Here is a 19,087-nt window from a genome sequence, read left to right on the forward strand (position 1 = left end):
CGTCCGTGTGATCACGGCTGACCGTCTACGATCGCGCGGGCGAGGGCGCAGAACCCTTCCAGCGGAACCTGTTCGGCTCGGTCCGTGGGCGCAATGCCAGCCGCACGCAGACGATCTTCAATATCGGGCGACACGCCCTTCAACGCCGCCCGAAGCATCTTGCGCCGCTGGTTGAACGCGGCCGCGACCACCCGGCTCAGCACAGCGGCGTCGGCTTCGAACCGTGGGGCGGGCAGGGCTGTCAGATGCACCACCGCGCTTGATACTTTCGGGGCTGGCGTGAACGCTTCGGGTGGCAGGCTCATCGCGATCCGTGCATCCGCCCGCCACTGCGCCAGCACCGCGAGACGTCCGTACGTCTTGGACCCGGGCTGAGCGACGATCCGTTCCGCCACTTCACGCTGAAACATCAGCGTCAGGGTGTCCCAAAAGGGCGGCCAGACAGGCGGTGTCAGCCAGCGCACCAGCAATTCGGTGCCCACATTATAGGGCAGGTTCGCAGCCACCCGGATGGGTGGCGTCAGGTGGTCCAGCGGATTGATCCGCAACGCGTCGCCTTCGATCACCGTCAACCTTCCGGGATAGGCGTCCGCTATCTCTGCCAGCGCGGGCAGGCAGCGCGCGTCCTTTTCAATCGCCAGAACATGCCGCGCCCCTTCGGCCAAAAGGCCACGGGTCAACCCGCCCGGGCCCGGCCCGATCTCAAGCACGTCCGTGCCGGTCAAATCACCTGCTTGTCGTGCAATTTTTGCCGTCAGATTCAGATCCAGAAGGAAGTTTTGCCCAAGCGCCTTTTTGGCACGCAGATCGTGGGTCGCGATGACCGCGCGCAGCGGCGGCAATGTATCGATAGCACTCATGCGCCGCCGCCCATCTGCCACGCAAGGCGCAAGGCCTCGATCATGCTGGTGGGGTTTGCGCGCCCGGTGCCCGCGATGTCAAAGGCGGTGCCGTGATCCGGTGAGGTGCGCACAATCGGCAGTCCAAGGGTTACATTCACGCCCCGGTCAAAATCCAGCGTCTTGATCGGGATGAGCGCCTGATCGTGATACATGCAGACCGCCACATCATAGCGCTGGCGGGCGGCCGCGTGAAACAGCGTGTCACCGGGCCAGGGGCCGGTTATGTCCAGACCGTCCGCCGCCATCTGCGCCACCAGATCCGCGATCCAATCCACCTCCGCCCGTCCCATCGTCCCGCCTTCACCCGCATGGGGGTTCAGGCCTGCGACAGCGATACGCGGGTGCGGCAGGCCAAAACGGGTGCGCAAATCACGCGCGGTGATCTCAATTGTGTGCCGTAACAGGGTTGGCGTCAGCGCCTCGGCCACATCCCGAAGCGGAATGTGGATGGTCGTCGGCACAACGCGCAATTCAGGCGAGGCGAGCATCATCACCGCCTGTGGCGCACCGGTCAGGGCTTCCAGATACTCAGTATGGCCGGGATAGGGGAAACCGGCCCCGTCTTTCAGTACCTTTTTATGGATGGGCGCTGTGCACAGGGCCGAAGCCGCACCTTCGGTCACCAATGCCACTGCGCGGGCAATCACCGCCATCACATCCGCAGCATTGCCCAGTTCCGGGAGACCGGGTGTGACCGGCTTGGCAAAGGGATGCTGCAGCACGGGCAGGACCGGCGCCGCCACATCCGCCGCAGCCGCAGGGGCGTCAATCGCCTGCCACTCTGTGTCCGCAGGCAAATGTGACGGATCGCCGATCCAGAACAGCGGCACGTCAGCACCCAAGGCCCGCCGGGCGTGCGCCATGATCTCCGGTCCGATCCCAGCCGGTTCACCACAGGTGACGGCGACCGGGCGCGGAGTCCTGCCGGTCATTCGAAAATGACGATGTTCGCTTCGGCCTCAAGCTCGGCCAGCAGATTGTCGGAAAAGGCTGTCAGACGCTGGTTGCGCAATTGCGCGGCCACGGATTCGCGGTCGATCACCTGATCGTCCTCCAGCGCCGGGGTGCGCCCGCACAGCATCAGGAACACGAGTGTTTCGCCATTGGCGCGGGTCAGGGCCGTCGACACTTCACCCGGGTCGAGCTTGGCCAGTTCGATGGCGATGTCATCGGGAATCTCTTCGGGAGGCAGGCTGCCACGGTCCAGTACATTCTCCGGCTTGCCCTTGGCGATGCCATAGAGGTCGTCACACCGATCCACATTTGCCCGGATTGTATTTGCGATTGCCAGCGCTTCGGGCGTGCGCCCGCCGCTGATGTAATAGGCTGCGTACTCCACGGCGTCATATTCCTGCGTGGGCGCACCGGTTTCACGGATATCGCGCAATTGGAACAGCGCAACGGCGTTGGGGATCGGCAGCGGTTGCGTGACCTCGCCGGGGCCAAGCGCCAGCAGGAGCGGGCGCAGGGTTGCGGGCAGATCGGTGATCGGCAACCAGTCAAGGCGCCCACCGCGTCCGCGCGACGCGGTGGCTGAAAACCGGCGGGCAAAGCTGGAAAACTCGGCTTCGGTCGTGGATTGTGAAATCTGCTCGGCCTGCGCCAACACGGCTTGTGCGCGGTTGGGCGGGGCGGGAATGATGATCTCGGAGACCAGCACTTCGATACCGCTGGCCGTGTTCACCTGATTGACTGCGCGGTCAATCTCGTCCTCGGAAATCTGCACCCGAGAGCCAAAGCGCGCCCGGATATAGTCGCGCCACACCAGAGACACGGCGACAAAGTCACGGAAGGTTTCGCGCGCGACGCCCGCGCTTTCTAGACCGCCGACAAATTCTTCGACGGTCAGATTGGCCCGCGCCGCGAAATCGGCCAACCCCTGTTGCAACGCGCCTTCGCTCACCGCAGCGCCGCGTTGGCGGGTTTCGGCCACACGCAGACGGTCACGGATCAGTTCCTGCAACACGGATGAACGATCACTGCCCGGTGAATTCAAAACCTGCAAAAAGCGGCTGCGCTGCTGGATTTCGAATTCGGTGATGACGGCTTCGTCCACCTGTGCCACCGGGGCAAACAGGTTTTGTGCCCAACTGGCCGGGGCCGTCAGGCCCGCCGTGATGAGGGTTGCTGCCCCCAGAAATCGTGTCAGTCTACCGCTCATTTCGCCTGCTTTCCGCATGATCGTACCTGTGATTGCCCCCCCGCCTCGGTGGCGAAGCCTCTGAGGGACACTGTAAAGCCCAGATTTGTCGAGGGCTCAACCGTTGTCGAGTCCGCAAAGCGCCGTGTGACCGACGCCGCAACCCGCACACATTCGTTGCTGTACGCGATCCCGGCCCGGGCGGTGGCCGCGCGCCCTTCGGTCAGATCGTAGCGCCAGTCAAGGTCGGCCGTCCAGAACCGGTCGATCTTGTACGAGCCGTCAAAGCTCAGTTCCGAGATCGGGTCAGGCCGGTCTTCGTCGATATCCTCATCGAGCCAGACATAGCTACTGCCCAGATCAAGCCGGTCATTGCGCCAGCTGCCCCGGAATTCGGCCTTGGCCACGTCGAACTGATCGTCGAACAGCCCGCGGCCCGTGATGGCAAGACCGCCGTCAAATTTCAATTGGCCCGCCAAAAGGTAATCCGATTGCAGCCCCCCCAATCCCGACGACCGGGTGATATCGACCTGCGCCTCTTCGCGGAGGATTTGGCCGATGGTCAGGTTGGCCGACCACCCGTCCGGGTCAAACCGCGCCCACGTGGCGCCAATGGCCGCGGACCAGCCCCGTTCGCGCCGGTCCGGCGCGGGAAAGCGGGACAGGGTCAGCAGATTGCCCTCGTCGAATTCGACAAATGTGCTTTCGTCATTGGGGATGTCCAGCCCATTGCCACCCACCCATGCCAGTTGCACCATCGGTTCGATCACCTGCGTAACGCCGCCTGCATCGCGCCGCACCATGGGATAGCGCAGCGTGACCGACGCGCGCGGGCTGATCTCGCTGTCGGAGCCGTCAAAAGCGGCGTCCTCCTTGATGTCGAACGCGTCCGCTGCGAACCCCAGTTGCGAGGTGACTTGCAGGCCGCCAACAAACCCGGTCCGCATCCAGTCGGCCTCAAGGTTCAGGCGGGTGACATCGCGGCCATCAGCGACGCCGTCACCATCGGTGTCACCGGGATTGCTGGATTGGCGCAAATGGGTGCGAGCGGTGGCCGCGATGCGGAATTCCCCGCCCGTTGCGATCGGGAAAAAGCGGCGTTCGTACAACGCCTCGACGATGTCCGACGGCAGAAAATCGTCATTCTCGTCATCGCGCAGCGTTTTGACATTGATGTAGGACAGTCGAATGTATTCATCGCGCCGGGCGCGGCTGACGCGCACCTCGCTGTCCAGTCGGTCCTTGCCGGAATAGCCATAATCCGCCAGATACGCGTCGTCCGAGATGACCTCGACATCGAATTGCAGCCGGAAATCGCGCCCCAGATCAAACTCGCCCACACCAAACAAATAGCCGCGCTGGTCGTCGGGTTGCAGGTCGTCACGGGACAAAGCCCCCTCGAACGCGATGCGGCCCCGGCGAAACGCCTGGCGGTAGCGGAATTCCAGCGTCTTGGTCTTGTTGGACAGGTACGGCGTCAGCGTCAGATCGCGGTGATCACCAAGTTTAATGAAATAGGGAACCTTTGCACCTGTGCCCAACAGCGTGCTGGAGCGGATTTCAGGGAACAAAAAGCCGTTGGCGCGATCAAGGCTCGGGTCCGGCATCCGCAGGCGCGGCAGGTAAAAAATCGGGATATTGCGCCAGTACAGCAGCGCCTCGTCGAAATAGAGTTGCCGTTCCAATTCGTCGTGGACCACCCGTTTGGCCCGGATTTGCCACAGGGGCGGGCGAGGGTCATCCTCGCACACCCGGCACGAGGTTGCGGCGGTTTTGTACAGCTGGGTGTAGCGGCCTCCGACCCGGTTCATCTGCACCGCCGCCAGTTGCAATTGTTCGTTCAGCACCAGCCGCGCCCCGGTCAGCAGACCGTTTTGTAAATCGCGGCTCAGCTCGGCCTGACTGGCAAGAATGACGATGCCGTCGCCGCTGTCGATGGTGATCGGGCCAGTGATGGTGAGGGTTTCGGTTTCGGCGTTGTATTCGATGGCCTGCGCGGTCATGCGGGTCTGGCCCTGAAACGCCTCAACGCTGCCGCTGGCGATCAGACGGCGGTCTGGCGTCACAATGATTTCGTCCGCCACCAGAACCGCCGGGGGCGCAGCCGTCTGGGCCAATACGGCACCGCCGCACAGCACCCAGAGCATGGCGGCCCAGAGTGTGATCCACCCGGGCCTAGCCATCTTCGGCCTGCAACAACAAACCCAAAGCCAGCAGGATTGACGCAAGCGGTGGCGCCCATGCGGCCAGAAGCACCGGAATCTGCCCGTTTTCACCCAGTATTTGCGCGAAGCTGCGGATAAAATACAAACCGAACCCCAGTAGCACTGCGGCCAGCACTGCCGTGCCGGTCCCCCCAAATCGGGTATGGCGCATCGTGAAGGCTGCGGCAACCAGAACCATGCCCATCAAAAAGATGGGTCGGGCCAGTTCCGATTGCAGCCAGACATGGTGACGGCGCGCCGAAAAACCGGCTTGTTCCAGCTGCGCGATAAAGTCCTGCATGTCCCAGATCGACACGCCCGCAGGCGTGCCCAGAGTTTCGCGGATGCGGTCAAGTGTGAGGTTCGAGGGCAGGGCAAGGATCTCATGCGCGACGGCGTTGGCCTCTGGGTTGATGCCGGTGGCTAGCGGCCAGACTTTTGCGCTGCGCAGGGACCACACACCGTCCTGCAACGCCGCGCTGGCGGCTTCGATCCGCCGCACAGGACCGCCATCGCGCGCATAGGCGACAAAGGTCACGTCATAAAGAACCGAGGCGTCCGCATTGGACCGGGCCGCCCGGATCACTGTTTGCCCTTGGGTGCCGCCCTGACGCAGCCACAGCCCGTCCTCACTGACCGCGAGGGCGGATGCGCCGCCTGAACGATAGGTCTCAGCGAGGACGGCGTAGCGTTTCGACGTTGCCGCCACGATCGGCCCCAGCGTGGTGGTGGCAAAGATGCCAAGCGCCAGCGCCACCGTGACCGGCGCGACCAGCGCGCGCAGGGCTGACCGACCCGCCGCACGGGTCACCACCAGCTCTGACGTGCGGGCAAGATTGACGAAGAGGCCAACCGTGGCAAGGATCAGGATCAATGGCAGGATCTGGTTCAGCGTTTCGGGCACGTTCAGCACCGTCAGGCCCAACCGCTGGGCAAATCCAACGCCAAGATCGCTGAACTTGCGGGTCTGATCGATCAGATCGACAAGCGCCACGACCGCCAGCAAAACCGCCGCCACAACCCCGATGCTTTGCGCAAAGCGGCGCGCGAAATAGAGGTGCAGAATCATGCCACACCCCGCAGTCGCCGCCGGACCCAACCGGGATGCGACGCGCTCCACAGCATACCCGTTACAATGACAGCGCCGACCACCGACGGCGCATAGAGTATCCACCACTTCGACGCGTCGTCCAGAACCGGGTCAGTCAGCGTCGACCGTGTGCCATCGAGTGCCAGCAACAGCAAAAAGGCTATGACGATCTCACGCCAGACGCCAAACCGCGAATATCCACCCACCAGCAGCGTCGCAAAGCCGATCAGGGCGGTCACCACGCAAAACGTGGCACGGGCGAACCGGCTGTGGGTCTCTTCGGCGAGGGCACCTGCAGAGGTGCCTTCGGCCAACAAGGCGTCCCGATCCTGTAACAACCGCCATGTGCTCATGTTGCTGATCCGCTCGGCCACAGTGGCGTCAGATCGCATGAGGCCTGAAATATCAAAGGAAAAGTCCTGAAATTTTGCTGTCGACAGGCGCAATCCATCGGGCAGCAGCCGCTGTGCAAGACCGTCCACCATGATCAGCGAGGTGCCGGTGTCGTTGCGCACCAGATATGCCTCTGCCGCAGTATAGATCATCCGGGTGGAAGGATCGCGCCGGTCCGCAACAAACACATCGCGCAGCACCCCATCCTCCCCAATTTCGCGGGTGTAAAAGGTGACGCCACGCACCGGGCTGAGAAAGGTGCCTTCGGTCAGGATGCGCGCGGTGATGTTTTGCGAAATCTCCACCTCGCGCTCGCTCAGCTGGGCGCTGGCGCGGGGCACAAGGTCATGGCTCAGCACGGTCATCATCACCGCTGAGATAAGGCCAAACAGAAATACGGGCCGCGCCAACCGCCATGGCGAAGAACCGGTGGAGGCCATCACCGTCAATTCGCTTTCGTTGTTGAGCCTGTTGGTGACATAGATGGTCGCGGCAAATGTCGCGATGGGCAACACGGTTGTGACCAACCGCGGCAGGCCAAGGACGGTGAATTCAAGAAACACCAGCGCCGTCTGGCCATCTCCGATCAGCCGGTCAAACAGTTGGACCGCACGGTTGATCCAGAATACGGCGACCAAAACGAGGGAGAAAAAGCCAAACAGCACAAGCAGTTGCGACAGCAGATAGCGGTCGAACCTGGCCACATTGTCCCCCTTGGTCATTGGCGATTGAGTCTGTCACGCGGCAGCGCATTCCGCGTGAGGCTATCCCATGTGCGCGGGCGCGAAAACCGCTAAACCGACCCAAGCACTGGTCAGCGCGGGCATGGCGCGTTACCTCTGGCCAAACCCCTCATTGCGGAGACCACCATGCCAACGACACTCACGCCCGTTTCCTTTACCGCCACCGACATTGACGCGATTGCGCAGGCCACCGGGCGTGTGGCTGTTGTGGTCGATCCAGAGGGCCGCATGGGCCAATCTGCGCGCCGCGTGAACCGGCTGACCAAAGGCGCGGTCAAACGTTTTGTGGACAGCGACGGCTTTGCCAAGGTCAAGGCGGGGCAGGTGACAACACTGGCGTGGCCCGTCGGGATGGAGGCGCAGGCCGTCGACATTCTGTGCCTGCCGCGCGCCCATTCGGTCGAAGAGGCACGCAAAGGCGGGGCGGCATTGGCCAAGCTGCGCGGGTCCAAGGACCTGCTGCTGGCGGCGGACGGCACACGGCGCGTGGCGGAGATCGCCTTTGGCCTCGTGGCGCGGGACTACACCTTTGACGATCACAAATCCGGCGATGATGAGAACGCGGCATCCGGCGCGGTCACCATCACCTGTTCGCAACCCGAAGCGGCGCAGGAGACCGCTGCCCCTTTGATGGCGGTGGCCGAAGGCATGTTCTTTACCCGCGATCTTGTGAACGCACCCGCCAACGTGCTGACCACTACCGAGTTTGCCGCACAGCTCAAGGCGCTGAGCAGCCTCGGCCTCAAGGTCGAGGTTCTGGATGAGGATGATCTTGCAAAGCTCGGAATGCGAACGCTTTTGTCTGTAGGTCAAGGGTCGGACAGCCCCTCAAAGGTTGTGGTCATGCAGTGGAACGGCGGCGGGGATGAGGCCCCGCTTGCGCTGGTCGGCAAAGGCGTCGTCTTTGACACGGGCGGGATCAGCCTGAAACCTGCGGGCGGCATGGAGGACATGACCATGGACATGGGCGGTGCCGGTGTCGTGGCGGGCGTGATGAAAACGTTGGCCACACGCAAGGCAAAGGCCAATGTCGTGGGCCTTGTCGGATTGGTGGAAAACATGCCCTCGGGCAATGCGACACGCCCCGGCGACGTGGTCAAATCCATGAAGGGCGACACGGTTGAGATCATCAACACCGACGCCGAAGGACGGCTCGTCCTGTGTGATGTGATGTGGTACGCGCAGGACCGATTTGCGCCTGCTGGAATGATCGATCTGGCCACTCTTACGGGTGCGATCATCATCGGTCTGGGACACGAAAATGCGGGCGCGTTTTCCAACAACGACGCATTGTGCAACGGGTTTCTCAAGGCGGCCGCCGCTGAAAACGAGGGCGCGTGGCGGATGCCGTTGGGACAGGCCTATGACGATATGTTGAAATCGCGCATCGCGGACATGAAGAACATCGGCGGGCGCGCCGCAGGTTCCGTCACGGCGGCGCAGTTCCTGCAACGGTTTGTGAAAGACGAGACGCCGTGGATTCACTTGGACATCGCGGGTGTCGCATTTGTGAAATCCGATACACCCCTTGCCCCCAAGGGCGCGACGGGCTGGGGTGTGATGGCGCTCAACCGGCTGGTGGCCGACAAGTTCGAGGCGGAGTGAGCGATTGGGGGCCGCCTATTTCTATCACCTGACGCGCCGCCCGCTGGAGGTGGCGCTGACCGAATTGCTGAATGCCGCGCGCGGCAGGGAAATGCGTGTGGCGGTGCGTGGTCAGGACGTGAGCCGTCTGGCGTGGCTGGACGAAAAGCTGTGGCTCTCGCCAGAGGACGGGTTTCTGCCGCATGGGTTGGCGGGCGGCGATCACGACGCAGAGCAGCCTGTTCTTCTGACGACGGGTGCGACTACGAATGGGGCGACATGCCTGATGTCGGTGGACGGCGCAGAAGTATCCGCAGATGAGGTGCAGGCACTGGAGCGTGTCTGCGTTCTGTTCGATGGCAACGACGCAGCCGCGCTTGAGACCGCGCGGGGCCAGTGGAAGGCCCTGACCGGCGCGGGCGCGTCGGCGCAGTACTGGTCAGAGGAAAGCGGCAAGTGGGAGAAAAAGGCGGAAAGCGGTTAGCGCGTCAGCGTCAACTCGCCGCCGGTGATCTCGATCCGGCCCCAGCGTTGCAGATACCCCATGCCGAGCAACGATTGATCCATCTCACCGCCGTTCACAACCGCATAGACATCGCGATCCTCGTAGGGGCCGATGGTCACGGTGTCGAGACGGACAGGCGCGGTGCGCACCTCGCCATTCGCGGTGTTGGCGCGCCCCAGAAAATTCAGGGTGTCCGGGTCAAGGCCCGCGGCTGTCGCGGCCTCGGTGGTCAGAACGATGTCGGTGGCACCGGTATCCACCACGAAACCAATGGGCGCGCCGTTGATGTCGAGCGTGAGGTAGTAGTGCCCGTCCCGGCTGCGCGGGACAACCACCGATTCCTCATCGAACCGCGTTTGATTGGGATAGAGATCGTCCTGAATATCGCCCCAAAGCCCAACAGCTGCGATCACACCGATGAAAATCAGCACCCAGGTTGCGGCCATTTGCAGGGTCTGGCCCAACTTGAGTTTGTTGGTCAGCAAGAACCCCGCGCCAAGGAGCAGTCCAAAGGCACCGAGATAGATCAGTTGGGCGATGTTGTCTGAACTCATGCGGTCAATATAGGGTGGGACCGGGCAATGTCAGCCAGTGACAAAACCGAAATCCCGAAGACCGTCGAGAACGAATTGGACGGAAAGTGCGGCCAGCAACATCCCGAGGAGCCGGGTGACGACGGTGATCCCGGTCTTGCCCAAAGCCTGCTCCAACATGCCTGCGGCCAGAAAGAGACCAAGACAGACACACAGCACAAGCGCAGTGATCGCCAGCACGAGCGCCAGCCCTTCCGCGCCGGGTGCCTGACCGGTCAGCAGGATCACCGACGCGATGGAGCCGGGCCCTGCGATCAACGGAATGGCAAGCGGGAAGACGGAGGGATCATCCTCTGCCTCGGCACTGTCGCTTTGATCCTCGCGCCGCTTGGTGCGGCGTTCAAAGAGCATGTCGAGCGCGGTGAGAAACAGCAGGATGCCACCCGCGACGCGAAATGCGGGCATAGAAATGCCGATGAAGCCCAGCACCGCCTCGCCAAAAAGTGCGAAGACGACGAGGATGAGCATTCCAATGGCACAGGCGCGCAGCGCGATGGCGCGCCGCGCGCGGGGCGGGATGCCTTGGGTCAGCGCGACGAACAGCGGTGCCAGACCAATTGGGTCGATCACGACGAACATCGTGACAAAGGCGGTGATCAAAAAGGCCGTATCGATCATGCGGTGTCCAAAATGAGCGCCTGCGGCGCGCGCTATCTGTTTTTGTGAATGGGGGCGCTGCCCCCAAACCCCCGTGGTATTTTTGGTCAGAAGAAGTTCAGGCGCGTTCGGCGGTTTCCAGTTTTTCCATGTCCTGCATCCACAGGGTTTCGGCGCGGTTCAGGGCGTTCATCACCTCGGCATATTTCTTTTGCCAGACCTCCATTTCGCCGATGTTGGCGTCCTCGTAGAGATCAGGATCGGCGAGTTTGTCGGCGAGTTTGTCGCGCATCTGATTGAGTTTTTCGAGCCGCGCTTCGGATTTGCGGACCTCGGAGCGCAGGGCGAGGATGGCGTCGCGGGACGGTTTTTTGGGTTTGGGTGCGTCCGTTTTGGCCTGTTTTGGCGGTTTGCCATCGCTCAGCAGCAGTTGGCGGTAGCTTTCGAGGTCATCCTCGTACGGGGTGACGGTGCCGTCTGAGACCAGCCACAGCCGGTCAGCCACCAGTTCCAACAGGTGCATGTCGTGGCTGACGAGGATCACGGCGCCGGTGTAGTTGGTCAGTGCTTCGACCAGCGCCTCGCGGCTTTCTATGTCGAGGTGGTTGGTGGGCTCGTCGAGGATCAGCATGTGCGGCGCGTCCAACGTGGCCAGCAACAGCGACAGGCGCGCCTTTTGTCCGCCTGAAAGCTTGCCCACGTTGGTGTCGGCCTGATCCGCCATCAGGCCGAAGCCCGACAGGCGCGCACGCCATTTGGCCGGGCTTTCGGTCGGGCGTTCGCGGCGCAGATGGTCCAGCGGGGTTTCGTCGATATGCAGTTCGTCCACCTGATGCTGGGCGAAATAGCCGATCCGCAGTTTGGACGAACGGGTGATTTTGCCGGACAGTTTCGGCAGCCGGTCGCTGAGCAGTTTCGACAGGGTGGATTTGCCCATACCATTGCGGCCCAAAAGTGCGATCCGGTCGTCCTGATCAATGCGCAGGGACAGGCGGCTGAGCACGGTGGTGTCGCCGTAGCCGGTGGATGCGCCGTCAAGGTGGACAATGGGCGGCGACAGTTCCTCGGGGTTGGGGAAATCAAAGCGTTTCAGCCCCGCCTCTTGCGGCGAGGTGATCGGTTGCATCTTGGACAGTGCCTTGAGGCGCGACTGGGCCTGTTTCGCCTTGTCCGCCTTGTACCGGAACCGGTCCACATAGGATTGCAGGTGGGCGCGGCGGGCCTCTTGCTTTTTGGCCATGGATGCGGCCAGCGCCAGTTTTTCGGCGCGCTGGCGGGCGAATTGATCATAGGGGCCGGAATAGTAGGTCAGCTTGCGGTCTTCGAGGTGCAGGATGCTGCCGACGGCACGGTTCAGGAGGCCGCGGTCGTGGCTGATGATGATGACCGTGTGGGGATATTTGGCAAGATAGGCTTCGAGCCAGAGCGCGCCTTCGAGGTCGAGATAGTTGGTCGGTTCATCAAGCAGCAGCAGGTCGGGTTGTGAAAACAGAACCGCCGCGAGCGCCACGCGCATCCGCCAGCCACCGGAAAAGTCGGAACAGGGCCGTGCCTGATCGGGCGTGTCGAAACCGAGACCCTTGAGGATCGTGGCAGCGCGCGCCTCGGCGGACCACGCGTCGATATCGGCAAGCCGCGTTTGTATTTCTGCGATGCGGGCGGGGTCATCGCTGTCTTCGGCCAGCAGGGCCGCGCGTTCGGTGTCGGCGGCCAGCACCGTGTCGAGCAGGCTGATGTCGCTGGACGGTGCTTCCTGAGAGACGCCGCCGATACGCGCGCGGGAGGGCAGGCCGATGCTGCCCGATTCCAGCGCCAGTTCGCCTCGGATCAGGCGGAAGAGCGTCGTTTTGCCTGTCCCGTTGCGCCCGACAAGGCCGACCTTGTGACCTTCGGGGATGACGGCGCTGGCGCCCTCGAACAGAGGGCGGCCCGCGATGGCGTAGGTGATATCGTTGATGCGCAGCATGGCTGCCCATGTGCCGCAGTGCGGCGCTTGCGTCAATCGCCGCTTTCCAAGCGGTTGGCCCCATGGTAGGCGGGCCGCGATTCAGGCACCTGACCGCCAGGTGCTGTCCAGACAGGAGACACCCCATGGCCCTTGAGCGCACATTCTCGATCATCAAGCCCGATGCAACCCGCCGCAACCTCACCGGTGCGATCAACGCCAAGTTCGAAGAGGCTGGCCTGCGTATCGTCGCGCAAAAGCGCATCCACCTGACCAAAGCGCAGGCAGGCGTGTTTTACGCCGTGCACGCAGAACGTCCGTTTTATGACGAACTGTGCGAATTCATGGCCTCCGCACCGATCGTGGCGCAGGTTCTCGAGGGTGAAGGCGCCATCGCCAAGAACCGCGAAGTCATGGGTGCCACAAACCCTGCCGATGCAGCGCCCGGCACAATCCGTGCCGAGTTTGCCGAAAGCGTTGGCGAAAACTCCGTCCACGGGTCGGACGCGCCCGAGACGGCGGCGGTCGAGATTGCCTATTTCTTCTCCGGTCTGGAACTGGTCGGTTAAGCCTTTTTGACACCTGATGTCTTGTATGGCCGCGCCCGGGCTTTCGGGCGCGGCCATTTTTTTGCGCCGTGTTGGCCGGGATCAGTCGAGGACGGATTTCACCGCGCGGGATAGCTTGGCCACCAATTCGTCAATCTGGTCGTCGTCGATGATAAAGGGCGGGGCCAGCAGCACGTGATCGCCGTGTTTGCCGTCCCGTGTGCCTGCCATTGGATAGCAGATCAGCCCGGCGTCGAACGCGGCGGCCTTGATGCGCGGGGCAACCTTGAGGTCGGGGGCAAAGGGCGATTTTGTGGCGCGGTCAGCCACCAGTTCGACGCCCTGAAACAGCCCGCGCCCCCGGATGTCACCCACATGCGGGTGCTGGCCGAACGTGTCCTGCAACGCCTTGCACAGCCGATCGCCACGTGCGGCCACACCAGCCGCCAGACCACCGGTTGTCAGTTTGGTCAGAACGGTGCGGGCGGCGGCGGCGGCGACGGGGTGACCCAGATAGGTGTGACCATGCTGGAAAAAGCCGCTGCCGTTTTCGATGGCGGCATAGATGGTGGCACTGCAGAGCATTGCGCCGATGGGCTGATAACCCGCGCCCAGCCCTTTGGCGATACACAGGATGTCGGGCGCGATGCCGTCAGCGTCACAGGCAAAAAGGTGTCCCGTCCGCCCCATGCCGCACATCACCTCGTCGAGGATCAGGAGCACGCCGTAGCGGTCGCAAATCTCGCGGATGCGCTTGTAATACCCCTCGACCGCAGGCACGGCGCCCATCGTCGCGCCGACCACGGGCTCGGCCATGAATGCCATAACGGTATCCGGCCCCAGCCGCAGTATCTCGTCCTCAAGGTCCTGTGCAGCGCGCTGACCGTAGTCAAAGGCCGTCTCGTCCGCGCGCCGGTCAATGTATTCGTAACAGGGCGCAATATGGCTCACGTCGATCAGCAGCGGCGCGAATTGTTCGCGTCGCCACGCATTGCCACCCGCCGCCAGCGCCCCCAGCGTGTTGCCGTGATAGCTTTGGCGGCGTGCAATCAGGTGCCGCCGCTGGGGCTGGCCCGTTTCGACAAAGTATTGGCGGGCGAGCTTGACGGCGGCCTCGGTCGCCTCGGACCCGCCCGAGACGAGGTAGACGCGGTCCAGACCCTGCGGCGCATGTGCAATCAGCAAATCGGCCAGCGCCTCGGCGGGTTCAGAGGTAAAAAACCCGGTATGGGCAAAGGACATTTCCGCCGCCTGCGCCTGCACGGCTGCGATGACATCCGCATCGCCGTGGCCAAGGCAGGACACAGCGGCCCCGCCGGAGCCATCGAGATACGCTTTGCCGGTTTCGTCATAAAGATACACACCTGCGCCGCGCACGGCGCGGGGCGGGGTGGATTTGGTATGGCGGGGAAAGATGTGGGACATGGGTCAGGCTCCTTGGAGCGGGGTCAGGGGCGCATCCGTGCGCCGTCAGGATCAAACAGGGGGCCAATGGTGACGGTTGCGTCATAGAGCGTGCGGGCAATGTCGACCTGCACGCGCTGTCCGTCGGCAAGGCCCGGTGCATGGCCAAGGGCAACCGGTGCGTTCACACGGAACCCGTAGGTGGCTGTCGTCGTCTGGCCAACGATGCTGCCATCCGCGTGGATCGGTTCATGGCCAAGGGGCACGGCGTCTTGATCGTCAAAGCGCAGCGACACGACATGCGACAGCGCACCGTCACTGCGCCGCTGGGCCAGCGCATCCGCGCCGATGAAACCACCCCGTTTGCGGGTCGCAAAATCCAGCCCCGCCTCGACCGGGGACACGTCGCTGTCCAATTCGTGGCCCATGGCGCAGAACCCCTTTTCCACGCGCATGGATGTCTGGGCATAAAGGCCTGCGGGCCGTGCGCCGGCTGCAGTGAGTGCGGCGTAGATCGCCGCCGCATTTTCGGCCTTCATCGTGATCTCCCATCCGGCCTCTCCGACATAGGACATGCGCGCGGCGCGCACATGTTTGCCCGCGATATGGGCAGGGCCAACCTTGAAATAGCCCAGATCGTTCAGTTCTGACGCGCCTGTTTCGGTGACGATCCGTGCCGCGTCTGGCCCCATAAGGGCAAGGACGGCGTAGGCTTCGGTGGTGTCCTGAAGGGTCACGTTGAACCCGTCGCTGTGCCGCGCAAGCCACGCAAGGTCGCGCTTGATCGCTGTGGTGCCGACAATCAGGCGGTAGTGATCGGGCGCGATGCGCTGTGCGGTCAAATCGCTTTCAAAAGTGCCGCGGTGGTTCAGCATCGCGGTGTAGATCACGGAGCCGGGCGCGCGTGCCATGTGACCCGCACAGACATGCAACAAGAAGGCTTCGGCGTCCGGGCCGGTTACGTCGATCTTGCCAAAGGATGAGGCGTCAAAGATCGCGGCAGCCTCGTGCGCGGCCTGCACCTCGCGCGCAACCGCGTCGTGCCACGCGGGGCGGTCAAAGGTCAGTCGCTTTGGTGCATCCCCAAAGTAAAGCGGGCGTTCCCAGCCGTAGAACTGTCCATTGACCGCGCCCGCAGCCGCATACCGGTCGTGCAACGGCAGTTTACGCAGATTGCGTGCTGTCTGTAGCTGGCGTCCGGGAAAAGGCACCTCGTAATGCGTGCCAAGAATTTCAGGCGCGCGGGCCATCAGGTGGTCGACCGAGTTGAACACGGGCGCGAACCGTTTGGCATCGGCTTCGCTCAGGTCATAGGCGGTGTGCCCGTGCACGATCTGGTGGGCGAGGTTCATGCCCGCGCCACCACCTGCCGCCACACCCATTGAATTCATGCCGCAGCCCAGAAACAGCCCGCGCGTTTCCGCGGTTTCACCCAGCATAAAGGACCCGTCGGGAGTAAAGCTCTCTGGACCGTTCAGCAGCATCTTGACCTCCGCTGTTTCCAGCCCCGGCAATCGGTGCAGGGCCTTGTGCATCATCGGCTCGAAATGGTCCCAATCCTCGGGCAGCAGGCCAAAGGCAAAGCTGTCGTCCAGCACGCCGGGCGCGATGGGTTTGCCCATGGGTTCAAAACACCCCACCAGCAGCCCGCCGGAATCGTCGCGGATATAAAGGTAATTGTCATGATCGCTGAGCGTGGGCAGATTGCCGGTGATCCCGTCGATGGGCTTGGTCAGCAGGTAGAAATGTTCACAGGCGAGCAGCGGCACTTCGGCCCCGGCCATGGCGCCCACCTCCCGCGACCACAGGCCCGTGCACAGCGCGATGGCATCGCACATCACAGTGCCTTGCGTGGTCTCGACCCCTTTGATGCGGCCATTTTCTGTAAGGATACCGGTGACACCTGTATCTTCGAACAGCTTTGCCCCTAGCGCTTTGGCCCCTTTGACCAGCGCCGCGCACACATCCGAGGGCGACACGCGCCCATCCTCGGGCGACCAGACTGCACCGATCACGTCGTTGGCGTTCATCAGGGGCCAACGTGCTTTGGCTTCGTCCGGTGTGATGGACGTGGCAGCGATGCCATAGGCGTGGGCCAGCGCCTCTTGTCGCCGGATCAGGGTCAGGCGGTCGGAATTGGTGGCGAGCGACAGCGACCCTTCCTGTATCCACCCCACGGACTGTCCCGTCTCGGCCTCAAGCTGGCTGTAAAGGTCCACGGAATACTGGATCATGCGGGTGAGATTTCGCGACGAGCGCAGCGCGCGCACCTGAGCGGCGGAATGCCACGTGGTGCCGGATGTCAGCTTGTTCCGCTCCAGCAGGATCGCGTCGGCACCGAACTTGGCCAAATGGTACAGGGTCGAGCAGCCCATAATACCGCCACCGATGACAACAACCGACGCATGAGAGGGCAGGGACATGGCGCAAATCCGTATTTTCAATCTCTCCTTTTGAAACACGCGTTTCACGCGTTGACAACTCTCAAAACAGTTGAAACAGTCCGTTTCACCAAAAAGGGGGACGCGCGTGACCGAAACGGCCACGATCGAAGAGCGGATCAGTCGCAATTATGCCGGGCTGAGCGACAAGTTGCAGGTTGCAGCCGATTTCGTCGCGGACAATCCCATCGACATTGCCACCCGGTCCCTGCGGTCCCTTGCCAGCACCAGCGGCGTATCGCCCGCAACATTTTCGCGTTTGGCGCGTGCGCTGGGGTATCACGACTATGAACAAATGCGCGAAGATGGTCGCGTCGCGATGGGACGCAAGATGGCGTCCTTTTCCGAACGGGCCCACGCGCTGCGCGCCAAGGCGACGCCTCCGGATGCGGATGTGTTCCTGCACCGGCAGGCCGCGGCCTGCATCGCCAATATCGAATATCTCGACCGCGACATTACCAATGACAGCCTCGAAGCGGCGGTGGAGACATTGCACGCTGCGGGCCATGTCCTGCTTGTCGGATCGCAGGGGTCGTCGGGCTTTGTCGACTACTTTGGTTATCTGGCTCACTGGTTCAGCCCCAACTGGTCCGTTGCGGGGCGCAACGGCACGACGCTGGCGGCGACGATGGCGCGGCTGGGGCCGGGCGACGCTGTCTTGGCGATTTCCAAGGCACCCTATGCGCGCCGCACCATTTCGGCACTGCAAGCGGCGCGGGATCTGGGTGTGCCGTCCATCGTAATCACCGACAGCCACACCTCACCGGCGCTGGCTTTTGCATCACAGAGCTTTGTGGTGCCCACCGAAAGCCCGCAATTCTTTTCGTCCTATGCTGCCACGCTTGTGTTGATCGAAACGATCATCACAATGCTACTTGCGCGGGCAGGCGACAATGCCGAGGACATGATCCGCGACGCGGAGAACCAAATTCACGCTCTGGGAGAGACCTGGACCCCGTGATGACACCCGCAAACCAATGAACAGGGAGACACTCATGTTTGCTAAACTGAAACTGACGGCTGCGGCCGTCGCAATGGTCACAATGGGCGGTGCCGCACTGGCGGACGGCCATGGCCAGTTCATCACCATCGGCACCGGTGGCGTAACGGGCGTGTACTATCCCACCGGTGGTGCGATCTGCCGTCTGGTGAACAAGGACCGCAAGGAACATGGCGTGCGCTGCTCGGTCGAATCGACGGGCGGATCGGTCTACAACACCCGCACCATCCGCGAGGGTGAGCTGGATTTCGGCGTTGTGCAGTCAGACGTGCAGTCGGCGGCAATGGAAGCCGTCCGCGCATTTGAAAGCGACGAACCTTATGGCGACCTGCGCGCCGTCTTCTCGGTACACCCCGAGCCGATGCACGTGATGGTCCGCGCCGACAGCGGCATCAACTCTGTGGCGGACATGAAGGGCAAGCGCGTCAACATCGGCAACCCCGGTTCGGGCACGCGGGTGCTGGCGGGTGTTCTGATGGACGCGGCTGGCGTCACGCCTGACGACTTCTCGCTCGCGGCTGAACTGAAATCGTCTGAGCAATCCGCCGCCCTGTGCGATGGCAAGCTGGACGCGGCGATCTGGGCCGCTGGCCTGCCCAACGGCTCGTCCATGGAAGCGACATCGACCTGCGACATCAAATTGCTGGACCTGACCACATCGGGAACAGACAAGGTGCTGGCCGCAAACTCCGCCTATGCTGCGGCAACCATTCCGGGCGGCATGTATCCCGGCAATGACGTGGACGTGGCCTCGTGGGGTCCAAAGGCGACCTTTGTCACCGATGCTGCCACTTCCGACGACGTGGTTTATGTGCTGGTCAAGGCAGTGTTCGAAAACTTTGACGACTTCAAAAAGCTGCACCCGGCCTTTGGCAACCTGACCAAGGAACAGATGGTCAAAGACGGGCTGAGCGCGCCGCTGCACCCCGGTGCCGAGAAGTACTACAAAGAAGCGGGCCTGCTCTAAGCGCGCCTGCCGCCCCCGCGGGGGTATGAAC

General features: G+C 62.8%; 16 protein-coding genes. 5 read left to right on the forward strand and 11 right to left on the reverse strand.

Translation table 11 applies throughout. The annotated features are described in order from the left end of the window. Positions 1-11: 11 nt before the first annotated feature. The 6 genes from rsmA to lptF are packed head-to-tail and all read right to left on the reverse strand — an operon-like array spanning position 12 to position 7,451. Positions 12-860, reverse strand: coding sequence for a 16S rRNA (adenine(1518)-N(6)/adenine(1519)-N(6))-dimethyltransferase RsmA (rsmA, locus tag Q1A85_RS17815; RefSeq protein ID WP_299692618.1), 849 nt, complete (start codon positions 858-860; stop codon positions 12-14). After that, positions 857-1,834: a 4-hydroxythreonine-4-phosphate dehydrogenase PdxA gene (pdxA, locus tag Q1A85_RS17820; protein ID WP_299692621.1), complete on the reverse strand. Its 978-nt coding sequence runs from the start codon at positions 1,832-1,834 to the stop codon at positions 857-859. The genes rsmA and pdxA overlap by 4 nt, the downstream gene beginning before the upstream one ends. After that, a complete protein-coding gene (locus Q1A85_RS17825) occupies positions 1,831-3,063 on the reverse strand; it encodes a peptidylprolyl isomerase (protein ID WP_299692624.1) in 1,233 nt (410 codons plus the stop codon). The genes pdxA and Q1A85_RS17825 overlap by 4 nt, the downstream gene beginning before the upstream one ends. After that, the gene (gene lptD, locus Q1A85_RS17830; RefSeq protein WP_299692627.1) at positions 3,060-5,189 is read right to left on the reverse strand and encodes an LPS assembly protein LptD; all 2,130 of its coding nucleotides are present in this window, start codon (positions 5,187-5,189) and stop codon (positions 3,060-3,062) included. The genes Q1A85_RS17825 and lptD overlap by 4 nt, the downstream gene beginning before the upstream one ends. Positions 5,190-5,217: 28 nt before the next feature. Further along, positions 5,218-6,315, reverse strand: coding sequence for an LPS export ABC transporter permease LptG (lptG, locus tag Q1A85_RS17835; protein WP_299692632.1), 1,098 nt, complete (start codon positions 6,313-6,315; stop codon positions 5,218-5,220). Continuing rightward, complete coding sequence (gene lptF, locus Q1A85_RS17840; protein WP_366140599.1) at positions 6,312-7,451, reverse strand: LPS export ABC transporter permease LptF; 1,140 nt, start codon at positions 7,449-7,451, stop codon at positions 6,312-6,314. Before lptF ends, lptG begins: the two co-directional genes overlap by 4 nt. A gap of 147 nt (positions 7,452-7,598) precedes the next feature. Here lptF and Q1A85_RS17845 point away from each other — a divergent pair, with 147 nt between their 5' ends. Both Q1A85_RS17845 and Q1A85_RS17850 read left to right on the forward strand, forming a co-directional pair. Continuing rightward, positions 7,599-9,077, forward strand: coding sequence for a leucyl aminopeptidase (locus Q1A85_RS17845; RefSeq protein ID WP_299692635.1), 1,479 nt, complete (start codon positions 7,599-7,601; stop codon positions 9,075-9,077). A gap of 4 nt (positions 9,078-9,081) precedes the next feature. After that, on the forward strand, positions 9,082-9,540 hold the full coding sequence (locus tag Q1A85_RS17850) for a DNA polymerase III subunit chi (RefSeq protein ID WP_299692638.1): 459 nt from the start codon (positions 9,082-9,084) through the stop codon (positions 9,538-9,540). On the opposite strand, the gene Q1A85_RS17855 is transcribed toward Q1A85_RS17850, so the two are convergent. From Q1A85_RS17855 to Q1A85_RS17865, 3 genes are all read right to left on the reverse strand, one after another. Continuing rightward, on the reverse strand, positions 9,537-10,115 hold the full coding sequence (locus Q1A85_RS17855; RefSeq protein ID WP_299692641.1) for a TIGR02281 family clan AA aspartic protease: 579 nt from the start codon (positions 10,113-10,115) through the stop codon (positions 9,537-9,539). The two genes, Q1A85_RS17850 and Q1A85_RS17855, sit on opposite strands and share 4 nt — an antisense overlap. 30 nt (positions 10,116-10,145) lie before the next feature. Further along, positions 10,146-10,772 carry a MarC family protein gene (locus tag Q1A85_RS17860; RefSeq protein ID WP_299692643.1) on the reverse strand — a complete coding sequence of 209 codons (627 nt, stop codon included), beginning with the start codon at positions 10,770-10,772 and terminating at the stop codon, positions 10,146-10,148. A 97-nt stretch (positions 10,773-10,869) separates the two neighbouring features. Then, positions 10,870-12,717, reverse strand: coding sequence for an ABC-F family ATP-binding cassette domain-containing protein (locus tag Q1A85_RS17865; RefSeq protein WP_299692646.1), 1,848 nt, complete (start codon positions 12,715-12,717; stop codon positions 10,870-10,872). Between the two features lie 125 nt (positions 12,718-12,842). Between Q1A85_RS17865 and ndk the strand changes: the two genes are divergently transcribed. Continuing rightward, positions 12,843-13,265 (forward strand): nucleoside-diphosphate kinase, encoded by a 423-nt coding sequence (ndk, locus tag Q1A85_RS17870; RefSeq protein ID WP_058240757.1) that lies wholly within the window; start codon positions 12,843-12,845, stop codon positions 13,263-13,265. An 81-nt stretch (positions 13,266-13,346) separates the two neighbouring features. Here ndk and Q1A85_RS17875 read toward each other — a convergent pair whose 3' ends face one another. Next, positions 13,347-14,669 carry an aspartate aminotransferase family protein gene (locus Q1A85_RS17875; RefSeq protein ID WP_299692649.1) on the reverse strand — a complete coding sequence of 441 codons (1,323 nt, stop codon included), beginning with the start codon at positions 14,667-14,669 and terminating at the stop codon, positions 13,347-13,349. Between the two features lie 23 nt (positions 14,670-14,692). Beyond that, positions 14,693-17,071 (reverse strand): FAD-dependent oxidoreductase, encoded by a 2,379-nt coding sequence (locus Q1A85_RS17880; protein ID WP_299692652.1) that lies wholly within the window; start codon positions 17,069-17,071, stop codon positions 14,693-14,695. Between the two features lie 106 nt (positions 17,072-17,177). Between Q1A85_RS17880 and Q1A85_RS17885 the strand changes: the two genes are divergently transcribed. After that, positions 17,178-18,050, forward strand: a complete 873-nt coding sequence (locus Q1A85_RS17885) for a MurR/RpiR family transcriptional regulator (protein WP_299692655.1) — start codon at positions 17,178-17,180, stop codon at positions 18,048-18,050. A 34-nt stretch (positions 18,051-18,084) separates the two neighbouring features. After that, on the forward strand, positions 18,085-19,056 hold the full coding sequence (locus Q1A85_RS17890) for a TAXI family TRAP transporter solute-binding subunit (RefSeq protein ID WP_299692658.1): 972 nt from the start codon (positions 18,085-18,087) through the stop codon (positions 19,054-19,056). The last annotated feature ends 31 nt before the right edge of the window (positions 19,057-19,087 follow it).

It is taken from the genome of uncultured Tateyamaria sp. (assembly GCF_947503385.1).
In the GTDB taxonomy this organism is placed as follows: Bacteria; Pseudomonadota; Alphaproteobacteria; order Rhodobacterales; family Rhodobacteraceae; genus Tateyamaria.

Excerpts from the sequence above, each read along its gene's own strand:
- Q1A85_RS17860 (WP_299692643.1), bottom strand. The coding sequence starts at position 10,772 with ATGATCGATACGGCCTTTTTGATCACCGCCTTTGTCACGATGTTCGTC.
- lptF (WP_366140599.1), bottom strand. The coding sequence starts at position 7,451 with ATGACCAAGGGGGACAATGTGGCCAGGTTCGACCGCTATCTGCTGTCG.
- rsmA (WP_299692618.1), bottom strand. The coding sequence starts at position 860 with ATGAGTGCTATCGATACATTGCCGCCGCTGCGCGCGGTCATCGCGACC.
- Q1A85_RS17875 (WP_299692649.1), bottom strand. The coding sequence starts at position 14,669 with ATGTCCCACATCTTTCCCCGCCATACCAAATCCACCCCGCCCCGCGCC.
- Q1A85_RS17825 (WP_299692624.1), bottom strand. The coding sequence starts at position 3,063 with ATGAGCGGTAGACTGACACGATTTCTGGGGGCAGCAACCCTCATCACG.
- Q1A85_RS17845 (WP_299692635.1), top strand. The coding sequence starts at position 7,599 with ATGCCAACGACACTCACGCCCGTTTCCTTTACCGCCACCGACATTGAC.
- Q1A85_RS17880 (WP_299692652.1), bottom strand. The coding sequence starts at position 17,071 with ATGTCCCTGCCCTCTCATGCGTCGGTTGTTGTCATCGGTGGCGGTATT.
- lptG (WP_299692632.1), bottom strand. The coding sequence starts at position 6,315 with ATGATTCTGCACCTCTATTTCGCGCGCCGCTTTGCGCAAAGCATCGGG.
- ndk (WP_058240757.1), top strand. The coding sequence starts at position 12,843 with ATGGCCCTTGAGCGCACATTCTCGATCATCAAGCCCGATGCAACCCGC.
- Q1A85_RS17855 (WP_299692641.1), bottom strand. The coding sequence starts at position 10,115 with ATGAGTTCAGACAACATCGCCCAACTGATCTATCTCGGTGCCTTTGGA.
- Q1A85_RS17865 (WP_299692646.1), bottom strand. The coding sequence starts at position 12,717 with ATGCTGCGCATCAACGATATCACCTACGCCATCGCGGGCCGCCCTCTG.
- lptD (WP_299692627.1), bottom strand. The coding sequence starts at position 5,189 with ATGCTCTGGGTGCTGTGCGGCGGTGCCGTATTGGCCCAGACGGCTGCG.
- pdxA (WP_299692621.1), bottom strand. The coding sequence starts at position 1,834 with ATGACCGGCAGGACTCCGCGCCCGGTCGCCGTCACCTGTGGTGAACCG.
- Q1A85_RS17890 (WP_299692658.1), top strand. The coding sequence starts at position 18,085 with ATGTTTGCTAAACTGAAACTGACGGCTGCGGCCGTCGCAATGGTCACA.